This is a genomic window from Massilia sp. UYP32 (assembly GCF_050434365.1).
In the GTDB taxonomy this organism is placed as follows: domain Bacteria; phylum Pseudomonadota; class Gammaproteobacteria; order Burkholderiales; family Burkholderiaceae_D; genus Telluria; species Telluria timonae.
Window position 1 is genome coordinate 17,007 of sequence record NZ_JBNDIK010000025.1, and the last position, 13,445, is coordinate 30,451.

Consider the following 13,445-nt stretch of genomic DNA (forward strand, 5'->3'; position numbering starts at 1 on the left):
GAGCACCATGAGCATCACTGAGAACGACGTCAAGACCGCTTTGTCGGAAGTCATCGATCCTAACACCCAAAAAGATTTTGTCACGACCAAGTCGGTCAAGAACATCAAGATCGAAGGCGGCCAGGTCACCTTCGAGCTGGAGCTGGGTTACCCGGCCGCCAGCCAGGTCGAAATGTTGCGCGGCATGGCCGCCGCCGCCGTGCTGGAACTGCCCGGCGTCGAAGGCGTCGCCATCCGCGCCTACAGCAAGATCGTGTCGCACACCGTGCAGCGCGGCATGAAGGTCATGCCGAACGTCAAGAACATCATCGCCGTCGCCTCGGGCAAGGGTGGCGTTGGCAAATCGACCACGGCCGTCAACCTGGCCCTGGCCCTGGCCGCCGAGGGCGCCAGCGTCGGCATGCTCGACGCCGACATCTACGGCCCATCGCAGCCGATGATGCTGGGCGTGTCCGGCCGTCCGGTCAGCCACGACAACAAGAGCATGGAGCCGCTCGAGAACCACGGCATCCAGGTGTCGTCGGTCGGCTTCATGATCGATCCGGACGAGCCGATGGTATGGCGCGGCCCGATGGCCAGCGGCGCCCTGCAGCAGTTGCTCGAGCAAACCAACTGGCGCGACCTGGACTACCTGATCGTCGACATGCCGCCGGGCACCGGCGACATCCAGCTGACGCTGTCGCAGAAAGTGCCGGTCACCGGCGCCGTGATCGTCACCACCCCGCAAGACATCGCCCTGCTCGACGCGCGCAAGGGCCTCAAGATGTTCGAGAAGGTCGGCATCCCGATCCTGGGCGTGGTCGAGAACATGAGCACCCACACCTGCTCCAACTGCGGCCACACCGAAGCGATCTTCGGCCATGGCGGCGGCGAAAAGATGTGCGCCGACTTCGGCATCGATTTCCTGGGCGCGCTGCCGCTGACCATGGCGATCCGCGAACAGGCCGACGCCGGCCGTCCGACCGTGGTCGCCGATCCGGAGGGCCAGGTCGCTGCCGTCTACAAGCAGATCGCGCGCAAGGTCGCGGTCAAGATCGCCGAAAAGGCAAAGGACATGAGCAGCAAGTTCCCGAGCATCGTCGTCAAGAACGACTGACGCGAGTCGGGGCGCCAAGCCCCGCTCCACTCCCTCCCGCCGACGCGCGCCAGCACCTTGTTGTTGGCGCGCGTCATTCATTTCGCATCCCGAAACTGCGCCGATCGGTCAGCATTTTCCTGCTAACTATCTGTTTGAAAATAAAGTCGTTAGGAAATTCCCTACCTACACTCTGACCTTGAGCGACCACCGCACGGGTGTGCAAACGGGTATTGGGAATCACATGGACGACGACAGCACACAGCGGTGGAGCGGGCGCTACCTGGGCGTCGCGCACCGCTTCATCCCCGCCGCGCTGCAGCAGGACGCGGCCCAGGCGGCGCGCGCCGGCAACGTGGTGAATGCGGCGGTAATGGCCGGCACCGCCGGGCCGCTGTACGCGCTCGCCTACTGGCTGCTGGGCCTGGAGACGGCCGCGGTCGAGATCCTGCTGTGCTGCGCGGTGATGCTGTCGGCGCCGCCGGTGTTGCGCCTGACCGGCAGCGCGGTGGCGGCGCGCGAAGTGTTCCTGTGCGCGCTGTTCTTCAATTTCAGCTGGCTCAGCTGGCACCTGGGCGGCATCGTCTCGCCCACCGTCAGCTGGCTGATCACGGGGCCGGTGGTGGCCATGTTCCTGGGTGGGAAGCGGTGCGCCGGCTTCTGGCTGGCCATGAGCTGCGCCAGCGCCACCCTGATCTACCTGCTGGAGGCCAACGGCCTGGCCCAGCCGCTGACGCCGCGGACCGACATGCCGCTGCTGCACCTGGTGTGCGACCTCGGCCTGTACGTCGTGGTGCTGGTGTTCGTGCTGCTGTTCGAGCTGACCAAGAACGACGGCTTTTCGCGCCTGCGCCAGGCCCTGACCACCATCAACGAGCTGGCGATCCGCGATGAGCTGACCGGCATCCATAACCGCCGCTTCCTGCTCGACCTCGTGGAAAAGGAAAAGGAGCGCGCCGATCGCAACGGCAGCGAGTTCTGCCTGTGCCTGTTCGACATCGATTTCTTCAAGCGCATCAACGACACCTATGGCCACGCGGCCGGCGACGCCGTGCTGCGCGACTTCGCCCGCACGGTGCAGGAGCAGCTGCGCGCGCTCGACGCCTTCGGGCGCTATGGCGGAGAAGAGTTCCTGCTGATGCTGCCCGAGACGCCGGCCGCGAGCGCGATCGCGCTGGCCGAACGGGTGCGCGGCGCGGTCGAAGGCCTGCGCTGCCTTGACGCGGAGCGCACCATCACGCTGACGGTGTCGGCCGGCGTGGCCGAGTACCGGCTGGGCGAGAAGGTGGCGCAAACCATCGTGCGCGCCGACCAGGCCCTGTACCTGGCCAAGTCGGGCGGCCGCAACCGGGTGCTGTGCCATGGCGAGGATGGGCCGGCCGAAGTGGCGAAAAGCCTGGGCGCGCCGGTCACCGACGCCCGTGCGCCGCTGGACGGCGCCGACGGCTTCCAGCGCGACCAGCTGACGGGCCTCCTGAACCGGCGCCTGCTGCGCGACCGCCTGCGCCATGCGATGGACCGCGCGCGCCGCAACGGCCGCCTGGTGGCGCTGCTCCTGCTGAACATCAACCGCTTCAAGGAAGTCAACGACGCGCTCGGCTACGAGGCCGGCGACATCCTGCTGCACCAGGCCGGCGGCGCGATCCGGCGCTGCCTGCGCGACTGCGACACGGTGGCGCGCTGGGGCGGCGACGAATTCGTGGCGCTGCTGGAAGACCTGGGCAGCCAGGCCGACGCCCAGCTGGTGGCCGACAAGATCCTCGACCGCTTCACGGCGCCGCTGTCGGTCGCGGGACACGATTGCTACGTGACGCTGGCGGTCGGGATCGCCCTCTATCCGGCGCCGGACTGCGACGTCGACGCGCTGCTCAAGCGCGCCGACATCGCGATGCGCAGCGCCAAGGGCTGGGGCCAGAACATCGTGCGCTTCTATGCGGGCAGCGGCGGCGCCGCCGCCGGCGCGCTGGCGCCGCCGCAGAGCGAGCGCCTGGCGCTGAAGAACGGCCTGCGCGACGCCCTGGCCCAGGGCCAGCTGTTCATCGAATACCAGCCGCAGGTCGAGCTGCGCGAGCGGCGCGTGATCGGGGTCGAGGCGCTGGTGCGCTGGCAGCATCCGGTGTACGGCCGGATCGACCCGGGCCGCTTCATCCCGCTGGCCGAGGAGACCGGGATGATCGTTCCGATCGGCGAGTGGGTGCTGCGCTGCGCCTGCCTGCAGAACCGCGCCTGGCACGCCGCCGGCCTGCCGGAGATAAAAACCGCGGTCAACCTGTCGGCGCGCCAGCTGCGCGAGCCGGGCCTGGCCGGGCGCATGCTGGCCATCCTGGCCGAGACCGGAATGCCGCCCGCCTGCCTCGATCTCGAGATCACCGAAGGCATCCTGATCGAGGACCTGGCGGCCAATTGCGCCGTGGTGAACCAGTTGCGGCGCGCCGGCGTGCTGGTCTCGATCGACGATTTCGGCACCGGCTATTCGAGCCTGAACTACCTGTGCGAGCTGCCGGTGGACATCCTCAAGATGGATGGCCTGTTCGTGCGCCGCCTGGGCGCCGCCAGCGGCCGCGCGCGCGCCTACGCCGTCGCCGACAGCATCGTGGCGATGGCGCACCGCCTTGGCCTTTCCGTGATCGCCGAGTCGGTCGAGACGCCGGAGCAGCTGGGCGACCTGTGCGCGATGGGCGTCGACGCCGCCCAGGGTTACCTGTTCGACCGGCCGCTGGCGCCCGGGCTGGTGGCGGCGCTGCTGGGGCGCCAGCAGCGCGAGTGCGCCGACGGCATGCTCGCGCCAACCCGCATTCTTGAATCCGTAGCTGGAGGACGCCGTGCAGAATGAATCGATTCCCTTCGACCCGGTGCGCGACCCGGCGGCCCTGGGCGCTTCCGGCGCCCTGGACGGCAACGTCGCCCAGTACGCCCAGCCGCGCGGGCGTGACCTGCTGCGCCGCGGCGGCGCGCTCGACGCCTGGGTGCAGCTGCGCGCCCGCCACGGCGTCTGGCCCTACGGCAGGGTGCTGATCGGCGCGCCCGGTCCGCTGGCGAGCGTGGCCGACGATGGCGCCTCGCCCGCGCGCGGCATCAATTTCGCGTCCCAGGACTACCTGTCGCTGGCCGCCCATCCGGCGGTGCACGAGGCGGCGCGGCGCGCGCTGCACGACGCCGGGCCGCACAGCGCCGGCTCGGCCGTCCTGCTGGGCAATACCCGCCATTCGCAGGCGCTGGAAAGCGCGCTCGGCGAGCTGCTGGGCCTCGACCAGCTGGTGCTGTTCCCGACCGGCTGGGCGGCGGCCTTCGGCGTGATCACGGCCCTGGTGCACTCGTTCGACCACGTGGTGATCGACGCCCTGGCCCACGCCTCGCTGCGCCAGGGCGCGGCCTGCGCCACCCGCAACGTGCTGGTGCACCGCCACCTCGACTGCGACCACGTGCGCGAGCTGCTGGCGCGGATCCGCGCGCTGGACGCGGTCAATGGCATCCTGGTGGTGACCGAGGGGCTGTTCAGCATGGACGCGGACAGCCCCGACCTGCCGTTGCTGCAGCACCTGTGCCGCGAATACGGCGCGACCCTGCTGGTCGACGTGGCGCATGACCTGGGCGCGCTGGGGCCGGGCGGCGGCGGGGTGGTGGCCAGCCAGCGCATGCAGGGACGGATCGACATCGTGATGGGCAGCTTTTCCAAGACCTTCGCCACCAACGGCGGCTTCGTCGCCTGCGCCAGCCAGGGGGCGCGGCGCCAGTTGCAGCTGTACGCCGGGCCGCACATGTTCTCGAACGCGCTGTCGCCGATGCAGGCGGCGGTGGCGTTGGAAAGCCTGCGCATCGTCGCCTCGAGCGAGGGCGACGGGCTGCGCGCCGACCTGTTGCGCAACGCGGTCGAGCTGCGCGCGCTGCTGGCCTGTTCTGGCCTGCATTGCCTGGGCGAGCCGTCGCCGATCGTGCCGGTGTGGACCGGCCTGGAAAGCGCGGCGCGCGTGGCCGGCATGCTGCTGGCGCGCGATTCGGTGTTCGTCAACCCGGTCGAGTTTCCCGGCGTGCCGCTCGGCGCGGCGCGGCTGCGGCTGCAGCTGATGGCCCAGCACACGCCGGCCCAGCTGCGGCGCGGCGCCAGCCTGGTCGCCAATGCCTGCGGCCGCGCCGGCGCCGGCGCCTTCGTCGGCAAGTCGCCGCGCGAGGCCTGCCAGGAGCGCTATCGTGGCTGAGAGCGAGCCGCTGCAGGCGGCTTTCGTCCTGCGCCAGCTGGAACGCCACGCGCGCAGCGCGCCCGAACGCGTCGCCTTCACCTTCCTGCGCGAGGACGGGCGCGAGGAATCCCTCAGCAATGGCGAGCTGGCCGCGCGCGTCGAGGCGCTGGCCGGGGTGCTGGCGCGCGAGGCCGCGCCGGGCGAACGGGCGTTGCTGCTGTATCCGCCCGGCCTGGCCTTCGTGACCGCGTTCTTCGCCTGCCTGCGCGCCGGCCTGGTGGCGGTGCCGGCCCCGCTGCCGCGCCGCAACGGCGGCGAGCGGCATCTGCGCGCGTTGCTGGTCGACGCCGATCCGGCGCTGGCGCTGGCCCTGCGCGAGGCCGCGCCCGGGCTGGCCTTCGTGATGGATGGCGGCCGTACGCGCCTGCTGTGCACCGATGCGCTGCAAGGAGCGCCGACGCAGTTGCCCACGCAGTTGCCCATGACCGCGCCCGATGCGCTGGCCTTCATCCAGTACACCTCCGGCTCCACCATGGCGCCGCGCGGCGTCGAGGTGGGACACGCCAGCCTGGCCGCCAACGTCGCCATGATCCGCGCCGCTTTCGGCTTCGACGCCGACAGCGTCATGGTGAGCTGGTTGCCGCCGTTCCACGACATGGGCCTGGTGGGCAGCATCGTCACGCCGGCCAGCGTGGGCTTTCGCTCGGTCCTGATGGCGCCCGCGACCTTCCTGCGCCAGCCGCAGCGCTGGCTGGAGGCGATCCACGCCTACCGCGCCACCTGCGCCGGCGCGCCCGATTTCGCCTGGGACCTGTGCGCGCGCCGCGCCACGCAGGAAGACAAGGCCCGGCTCGACCTGTCCTGCCTGACGGTGGCCTACAACGGCGCCGAGCCGGTGCGCGCGGCCACCGTGCGCCGCCTGTTCGCGGCCTTCGCCGAGTGCGGCTTGCGTCCCGGCGCGATTTTCCCCTGCTACGGCCTGGCCGAGCACACCCTGCTGGCGGCGGGCGGTCCGCGCGGGCAGGCGCCGCGCACCTTCGCCCTCAGCCAGTCGCGGCTCGAGGCGGGCCAGGTGCGCGAGGCCGACCGCAGCGACCCCGATGCGCGCGAACTGGTGAGCTGCGGCCCGCCGGCGCCGGGCGTGGACCTGCTGGCGGTCGATCCGGACAGCTGCCGCCCGGCGGGCCCTGGCCGGGTCGGCGAAATCTGGCTGGCCGGACCCGCGGTGGCGCGCGGCTACCGCAACGCGCCTTTCGTGGCGCAGGCCGCTTTCGAGGCCAGGCTGGCGGACGGCGCCGGACCCTGGCTGCGCACCGGCGACCTGGGCTTCGTGCGCGACGGCGAGCTGTACATCACCGGGCGCCTGAAGGACCTGGTGATCGTCAACGGCCGCAATATCTATCCGCAGGACGTCGAGATGCTGGTGGAAGAGGTGGCCGGTTTCCTGGAGCCGAACCGCTGCGCGGTGTTCGGGGTCGACGACGGCGGCCAGGAGCGGCTGGCGATCGTGCTCGAAGCCGACCGCCGCCTGGTGCGCATCGCCCGGCGCGGGCGCGGCGACGCCGCCAGCCTGGCCCAGCTCGACGCGCTGGTCGGACGCATCCGCAGCGCGGTGGCCAGCCGCTTCGGCACCACGGTCGAACTGCTGGCGCTGGTGCGGCCCGGATCCTTCCCGCGCACCAGCAGCGGCAAGGTGCAGCGCGCGCTGTGTCGCGCGCTGGCCGCGCGCGAGGAACTGGACGTGGTGTACGCGGCGCGCGAACTGCATCCGCGCCGTCGCAGCAGCGACGGGCGCGACCCGAGCGCCGCCGAGCAGAGCCGGCGCACGGCGGGCGAGATGCGCGACTGGCTGCGGCGCTGGGCGCCGCGCCGGCTCGACTCGCGCCTGATGGATGAGCGCCGCACGATGCCGCCGCACGTCCTGCTCGACCTGGGCAATCACGGCTTTCTCGGCATGCAGGCGCCGCTCGCCCTGGGCGGCAAGGCGCTGGCGACCGGCGACCTGCTGCGCCTGATGGAGCAGCTGGCCGCGATCGACCTGACCCTGGCGACGGCGGTCGGGGTGCACAACGGCCTGGGGCTGCGGCCGGTGCTGCGCTTCGCGCCCGAGCGCCTGCGCGCGGCGGTGGCGCCGCACCTGGCCGGCGGGCGCCAGCTGGCCGCGTTCGCGCTGACCGAGCCGGCGGCGGGCGCCAATCCGCTGGCGATGCGCACCCGCGCCCAGCGCTGCCCAGGGGGCTGGCGCCTGAATGGCGACAAGCACCTGATCGGCCTGGCCAACTGGGCCGGCTGGATCACGGTGGTGGCGCGCGCGCTGGACGAGCAGGGGATGGCGCTGGGAACGGTCGCGCTGCTGCTGCCGGACGACGCGCCGGGCCTGCGCCAGGACGCCGAGGCGCTGACCATGGGCATGCGCGCCATGGTCCAGAACGCGCTGCGCTTCGACGACGTGTTCGTGCCCGACACCCACGTGCTGGGCCAGCCAGGCGCCGGCATGGAGGTGGCGCGCGACGCGATGGCCTTCGCCCGGCTCGGCATCGGCGCGCTGTGCGTGGGCGGCATGAAGCGCTGCGCCCAGCTGATGCTGCGCTACGCCAGCCGGCGCGAGGTGGCGGGCGGGCGCCTGCTGGAGCATCCGGTGACCCTGGCGCGGCTGGACGGCCTGACAAGCGCGATCGACGCGCTCGAGGCGCTGGTGCGCGCGCTCGGCGCCTACGACGATCGGGGCGGCGCTCATGGGGCCCAGGGCGCCCGCGGCGGCCTGCCGCAGGAAGCCTGCATGGCCTGCAAGTGCGTGGCCTCGGAGCTGCTGTGGGAGGCGGCCGACATGCTGATGCAGCTGCTGGGCGGGCGCGGCTACCTGGAGCCGAGCCTGGCGCCGCTCCTGATGCGCGACGCGCGCGTGATGCGCATCCTGGAAGGGCCGACCGAGGCGCTGTACGTGCACCTGGGCGCCGGCGCGCTGGACGGCGGCTGCCTGGCGTTCGCCGCCGACGTGCTGGACGGGGCGGACGTGGCGCAGCAGGCGCGCGCGGCGCTGCTGGAGGCCGGCGCGACCTGCCCGGGCTATGCGGCCGGCGAACTGTGCGCCTGGACCCTGCTGGTGGCAGCCTGCGGCGACGGCCCGGCGGCCCCCTGGGCGCGGCGCCGCTGGTCGGCGTTGCGGGCGCAGCTCAAGCATGGCGCGCCGGCGGCGCCGGCGACCCTGGCGGCGCGCATCGACGCCTATGCCGACGCGATCGGCACGCCGGACCAGGAGGCGGCGGGGGAGGGCCGTGAGCGCGATCCGCTGCTGGAACCCGGCTGGGCGCCCGGCGCCGGGGAGGCGGCCGCGCGCGCGCCCGTTCCCGCGCCGGCGAAAATGGAGGCGCCGGCGCCGGCCGGCCTGGAGGACACCCGGGCGCTGGTGCGGCGCTGCCTGCTGTACGGGCTGGATGGCGGCGTCGAGACGCTGGGCGACGACCAGCCCTTCGCCGAGGTGGGACTGGATTCGCTGTCGGCGATGCCGGTGGCCCTGGAGCTCGAGCGCCAGACCGGGATGACGATCAATGCCGAGCTGTTGTATGAATACCAGACGGTGGCGCAGCTGGCCGCCTATCTCGACGCCAGGCGGGCGGCGGGGACGGCGCAGGAAGGGGCGGCGGGCGGCTGACCGATGCAGCCGCGCGCAGGGCGACGGGGTAAAATACGCTCTTTTACCTGATTGCTTTCTGCCATGACCGTTCGCACCCGATTCGCTCCCAGCCCGACCGGCTACCTCCACCTGGGCGGCGCGCGCACCGCGCTGTATTCCTGGGCCTATGCCCGCCACTTCGGCGGCACCTTCATCCTGCGCATCGAGGACACCGACCTCGAACGGTCGACGCCGGAAGCGGTGCAGGCGATCCTGGACGGCATGAAGTGGCTGGGCCTGGAGCACGACGAAGGCCCGTTCTACCAGATGCAGCGCATGGACCGCTATCGCGAGGTGGTCAAGGGCATGCTGGACGCCGGCACCGCCTATCTGTGCTACTGCTCGCCGGAAGAAGTCGAGGCGATGCGCGAGCGCATGCGCGCGGCCGGCGAAAAGCCGCGCTACGACGGCACCTGGCGTCCGGAGCCGGGCAAGACCCTGCCCGCCGTGCCTGAAGGCGTCAAGCCGGTGGTGCGCTTCAAGAACCCGCTCGACGGCGAAGTGACCTGGACGGACGTGGTCAAAGGGCCGATCACGATCGGCAACAAGGAGCTGGACGACCTGGTCATCGCGCGTCCGGACGGCACGCCGACCTATAACTTCTGCGTCGCGGTCGACGACTGGGACATGAAGATCACCCACGTGCTGCGCGGCGACGACCACGTCAACAACACCCCGCGCCAGATCAACATCCTGCGCGCGCTCGGCGCCGAGCTGCCGCAGTACGGCCACCTGCCGATGATCCTGGGCGCCGACGGCCAGAAGCTGTCCAAGCGCCACGGCGCGGTGAGCGTGATGGAATATCCGGAGCAGGGCTATCTGCCGGAAGCAATGCTGAACTACCTGGCGCGCCTGGGCTGGAGCCACGGCGACGACGAGATCTTCTCGATGCAGCAGTTCACCGAGTGGTTCAACCTGGAACACCTGACCGCATCGGCGGCCCAGTTCAACCCCGAAAAGCTGGGCTGGCTGAACAACCACTATATCAAGCAGACCGACAACGAGCGCCTGGCGCAGCTGGCGCTGCCGAAGCTGGAGCGCGACGGCGCGCGCTTCGATGGCGCCCCGGCGCTGCCGACCGTGCTGGGCCTGATGAAGGAGCGCGTCAACACGATCAACGAGCTGGCCGATGCGGCGATGTTGTTCTACCGCGATCCGCAGCCGGATCCTGAATTGCTGGCCCTGCACCTGACCGACGCCGTGCGCGCCGCGCTGGGCACTTTTGCCGAGCGCTCTGCCACCGTGGACTGGAACAAGGCGGCGCTGGCGGCCATGCTCAAGGAAGTGCTCGCCGCCCACAGCCTCAAGATGCCGCAACTGGCCATGCCGCTGCGCCTGCTGTTGACGGGCCAGCTGCAGACGCCGGCGATCGATGCGGTGCTGGAACTGTTCGGGCGTGACGTCGTGCTGGCGCGCGTGCAGAAGGGCCTGTAATACATCGCGTGTCCGGGACGCACTATAGGGTGGACGGGTTCCCCGTCCACGCGGCGATGGTTGGCAGCCAGGTCATCCGGCGCGATAGCGGCGCCGATAGCGATCACCGCGTCGGCGGAAAGACCCGCCGACCCACCGCAAGAAAAGACGTTGAATGGCGCCGAACACAAACGCTCAAAACGGACTTTGCGAAATGCAAGGTCGTCCTATATAATGCTCGCACTTCAGCGCTGCGGGGGTATAGCTCAGCTGGGAGAGCGCTTGCATGGCATGCAAGAGGTCAGCGGTTCGATCCCGCTTACCTCCACCAACTCTGAAGTGGCAGTAAGGTAGTAGAGCAGTAAAAGCAGTAAGCGGTTGTTCCCGGTCCCTATCGTCTAGAGGCCTAGGACATCACCCTTTCACGGTGAGTACCGGGGTTCGAATCCCCGTGGGGACGCCAGGTAACTGGCAAGAATGACCGGACGAAGGCAGCGCAAGCGGCACTAGTCGAAGCAGTAACAGTGTAGTAAAATGTTGTTTTCTCGTAGGGGGTATAGCTCAGCTGGGAGAGCGCTTGCATGGCATGCAAGAGGTCAGCGGTTCGATCCCGCTTACCTCCACCACGATGGAAAACAGCAGTTGGCAGTATCGGAAGTTACTAGGGTCCCTATCGTCTAGAGGCCTAGGACATCACCCTTTCACGGTGAGTACCGGGGTTCGAATCCCCGTGGGGACGCCAAGAATTTGGCAATGCGCCGCGCCAGCGGCGGCGCATGGCAAGGTAGTCGGTAGTTTAAGTTTTGTGCAGTTTTAGGTCCCCATCGTCTAGAGGCCTAGGACATCACCCTTTCACGGTGAGTACCGGGGTTCGAATCCCCGTGGGGACGCCAGCTTAAAACCGGAGTAGACCAACGCGCATGCGCGGAGAGGTGCTCCGGTTTTTCTATTGTGCCGGCAGAAGTGCGCCCGCATGGGCGGCGTGGTAGTAGAGTAGTAGCAGTACAGTTTTAGGTCCCCATCGTCTAGAGGCCTAGGACATCACCCTTTCACGGTGAGTACCGGGGTTCGAATCCCCGTGGGGACGCCAATACAGAAAGCCGGAGCCGGCCGCGACAGCGGGGCTCCGGTTTTTCTTTTGTGGCCTGCGTGCGGCGATGTGGATGCCGTCCCGGGGCCGCCTTCCCGACGGCCCTCAGCGTCTGGGCGGCGTCACCACCCCGCCAGCCTTACTCCCCCAAATGGATATTGCATCGCTCCCGCCTGGCCCGCGGCGCCGAGGCCGGGCGCTCCCAGTCCCAGGCGTGCGCCATCGCCTGGCGGCGCCCCGAACATCCCGGCGGGAATGCCGAAGCCGGCGGCCGCACTCTGCCACGCCATGCCCGGTTGCGCCACAGGCAGGCCCAGCGCCACCAGCGCGTCCGGCAAGCCATAACCTATCCTGGTCGGGTCGCTGAGGGTGACGGGGCGCGCGCTCATTCGCAAGACCTGGAACAGGCGCTCGACCCGTTCTGGCGAGCGCGGCAGCGACATCGACTGGAACTCGGGACGGTGCGCCAGCACCAGGGCCGCAAGACCGGTGACGTGGGGCGCCGCCATCGAGGTGCCATCCCAGGCCGCGAAGTTATTGGGGGGAACCGACGACACCACGGCCACGCCTGGCGCGCAGACGTCGACCTGCGGCCCGAAGCAGCTGAACTTGGCCGTAAAGTAACCCTGCATATCGCTGTCCGGGCCGATGGTTTCGGCATGGTAGCTGTCGGGCGGGAATTCGCCGATCTTGCCGATCGCCGCCACCGCCAGCACATGCGGCGACGACGCCGGGTACTGGACGGCCGCGGCCGAGTTGCCGGCCGCGGCGATGCAGGCGACGCCGGCCTGCTTGGCGCGCACGATTTGCCGCTCCAGCGCTTCGGACGGCGATCCGCCGCCCAGGCTCATGTTGACGACGTCGATCCCCTGTTCGATGCAGTACTCGAGTGCGTCGATCAACTGGCTGACCTGGCCGCCGGGGAACAGCTTGCAGACGTGGATCTCGGCCTCGGGCGCGAAGCCGCGTATGCCCCAGGCCGGATCGGCGGCGGCGATCACCCCGGCGCAGTGCGAGCCGTGCCCGAGCGTGTCGACGTTCCAGGTGGAGCGGTCGACGTTCTTGTTGACGACGTCGAAGCCGGCATGGATCTGGTTGAGGTTGCCATGCGTGGTGGCGGCGCCGGAGTCGATGACGGCGATCTTGATGCCGCGGCCGCGGAATTGCTGGGGCACCTGGTCGAGACGCATGGCGCGGGCGCCCCAGCCCATGGCGCTCTGCTGCGGCAGGCCCCTCAGCGCCGCCCAATCGGCCAGCGGGCGCAGCATGACGACGTTCGGTTCGTCCAGGCTCAGGTCGGGGTCGCGCTGGTAGAGGCTCCAGTAATCGGTGCGCGGCTTGACGTACAGGCCGCTGATCGTGTGCGCGTCTTCGCCATACAGGCGCAGATGGGCCACCCCGTCGGGGCCGGTTACCGCGGAGCTCGGCAGTGCTCCGCCGAACAGCGAGACTTCGACATCGGGCAGCGGGGCGCCGTCCTTGCCGACCACGGCGAGCAGCAGCTCGGCCTGCGGTCCCTGGTAGGGCGTCAGCGAACTGACGAGGTCGGGGCGGCGCAGCATGGGGTCGAGCAGTTCCAGGTGCTGGTCGCGCTCGACCAGCAGCTGGCCCTGGCCGCGCTGGAGCAGTTCGCCCGCCTTCTGGTCGGTCATGCGCGCCACCACCACGCCGTCGGCCGGTTCGCCCATGGCGGACGGGCCGAAGCCGGCCGGCGCCATGCCGCCGCGGGTGGTGATGGTGTCGACCACGTCGATGTCGGGCAGGGCGTGCAGGGCCTGCTGGACGGCCGACAGGCCCAGCGGCGCGACCCAGCTGCTGGCGCCGAAGGCGCCGGTGAGCGCCGCGCGTGGCGCGACCAGGTATTTTTTCTTGCGCTCGGCGACCGGTCGGCCGCGTGCGATGGCCGAGGCGCCATTGATGGCGCCCGCCGTGGTGCGTTTGGCTCCTGCGCCGTCAGGAGTCGGGTTGGGCGTCTCCTGGGCTTCGCCGGCGGAGCCTTTCGTATGTTTTGGCATG

General features: G+C 70.1%; 6 protein-coding genes and 6 tRNA genes. 11 read left to right on the forward strand and 1 reads right to left on the reverse strand.

The window, feature by feature from the left end:
- The first annotated feature begins 7 nt into the window (after positions 1-7).
- The 11 genes from apbC to ABIB42_RS19310 all read left to right on the forward strand — a co-directional run bounded on the left by apbC (position 8) and on the right by ABIB42_RS19310 (position 11,429).
- A complete protein-coding gene (gene apbC, locus ABIB42_RS19260) occupies positions 8-1,096 on the forward strand; it encodes an iron-sulfur cluster carrier protein ApbC (RefSeq protein WP_005666710.1) in 1,089 nt (362 codons plus the stop codon).
- A gap of 223 nt (positions 1,097-1,319) precedes the next feature.
- Positions 1,320-3,908 (forward strand): diguanylate cyclase domain-containing protein, encoded by a 2,589-nt coding sequence (locus ABIB42_RS19265; RefSeq protein ID WP_312488980.1) that lies wholly within the window; start codon positions 1,320-1,322, stop codon positions 3,906-3,908.
- Positions 3,898-5,271 (forward strand): aminotransferase class I/II-fold pyridoxal phosphate-dependent enzyme, encoded by a 1,374-nt coding sequence (locus ABIB42_RS19270; protein WP_429248833.1) that lies wholly within the window; start codon positions 3,898-3,900, stop codon positions 5,269-5,271. The genes ABIB42_RS19265 and ABIB42_RS19270 overlap by 11 nt, the downstream gene beginning before the upstream one ends.
- Positions 5,264-8,905: an AMP-binding protein gene (locus ABIB42_RS19275; protein WP_429248834.1), complete on the forward strand. Its 3,642-nt coding sequence runs from the start codon at positions 5,264-5,266 to the stop codon at positions 8,903-8,905. Before ABIB42_RS19270 ends, ABIB42_RS19275 begins: the two co-directional genes overlap by 8 nt.
- 63 nt (positions 8,906-8,968) lie before the next feature.
- Positions 8,969-10,360 (forward strand): glutamate--tRNA ligase, encoded by a 1,392-nt coding sequence (gltX, locus tag ABIB42_RS19280; RefSeq protein ID WP_005666720.1) that lies wholly within the window; start codon positions 8,969-8,971, stop codon positions 10,358-10,360.
- A gap of 234 nt (positions 10,361-10,594) precedes the next feature.
- Positions 10,595-10,670: transfer RNA gene (locus ABIB42_RS19285), tRNA-Ala, on the forward strand.
- 56 nt (positions 10,671-10,726) lie between these two features.
- Positions 10,727-10,802 (forward strand) — tRNA-Glu (locus tag ABIB42_RS19290).
- An 87-nt stretch (positions 10,803-10,889) separates the two neighbouring features.
- A tRNA-Ala gene (locus ABIB42_RS19295) sits at positions 10,890-10,965 on the forward strand.
- Positions 10,966-11,005: 40 nt separating this feature from the next.
- A tRNA-Glu gene (locus ABIB42_RS19300) sits at positions 11,006-11,081 on the forward strand.
- 75 nt (positions 11,082-11,156) lie between these two features.
- Positions 11,157-11,232: transfer RNA gene (locus ABIB42_RS19305), tRNA-Glu, on the forward strand.
- Positions 11,233-11,353: 121 nt separating this feature from the next.
- Positions 11,354-11,429, forward strand: a tRNA-Glu gene (locus ABIB42_RS19310).
- Positions 11,430-11,551: 122 nt separating this feature from the next.
- On the opposite strand, the gene ABIB42_RS19315 is transcribed toward ABIB42_RS19310, so the two are convergent.
- The gene (locus ABIB42_RS19315) at positions 11,552-13,444 is read right to left on the reverse strand and encodes a S8 family serine peptidase (RefSeq protein ID WP_429248835.1); all 1,893 of its coding nucleotides are present in this window, start codon (positions 13,442-13,444) and stop codon (positions 11,552-11,554) included.
- Between the last annotated feature and the right edge of the window lies 1 nt (position 13,445).

Bases quoted from the DNA above. Each gene is read 5' to 3' on its own strand.
- ABIB42_RS19265 (WP_312488980.1), top strand. From the start codon at position 1,320: ATGGACGACGACAGCACACAGCGGTGGAGCGGGCGCTACCTGGGCGTC.
- apbC (WP_005666710.1), top strand. From the start codon at position 8: ATGAGCATCACTGAGAACGACGTCAAGACCGCTTTGTCGGAAGTCATC.
- ABIB42_RS19315 (WP_429248835.1), bottom strand. From the start codon at position 13,444: ATGCCAAAACATACGAAAGGCTCCGCCGGCGAAGCCCAGGAGACGCCC.
- gltX (WP_005666720.1), top strand. From the start codon at position 8,969: ATGACCGTTCGCACCCGATTCGCTCCCAGCCCGACCGGCTACCTCCAC.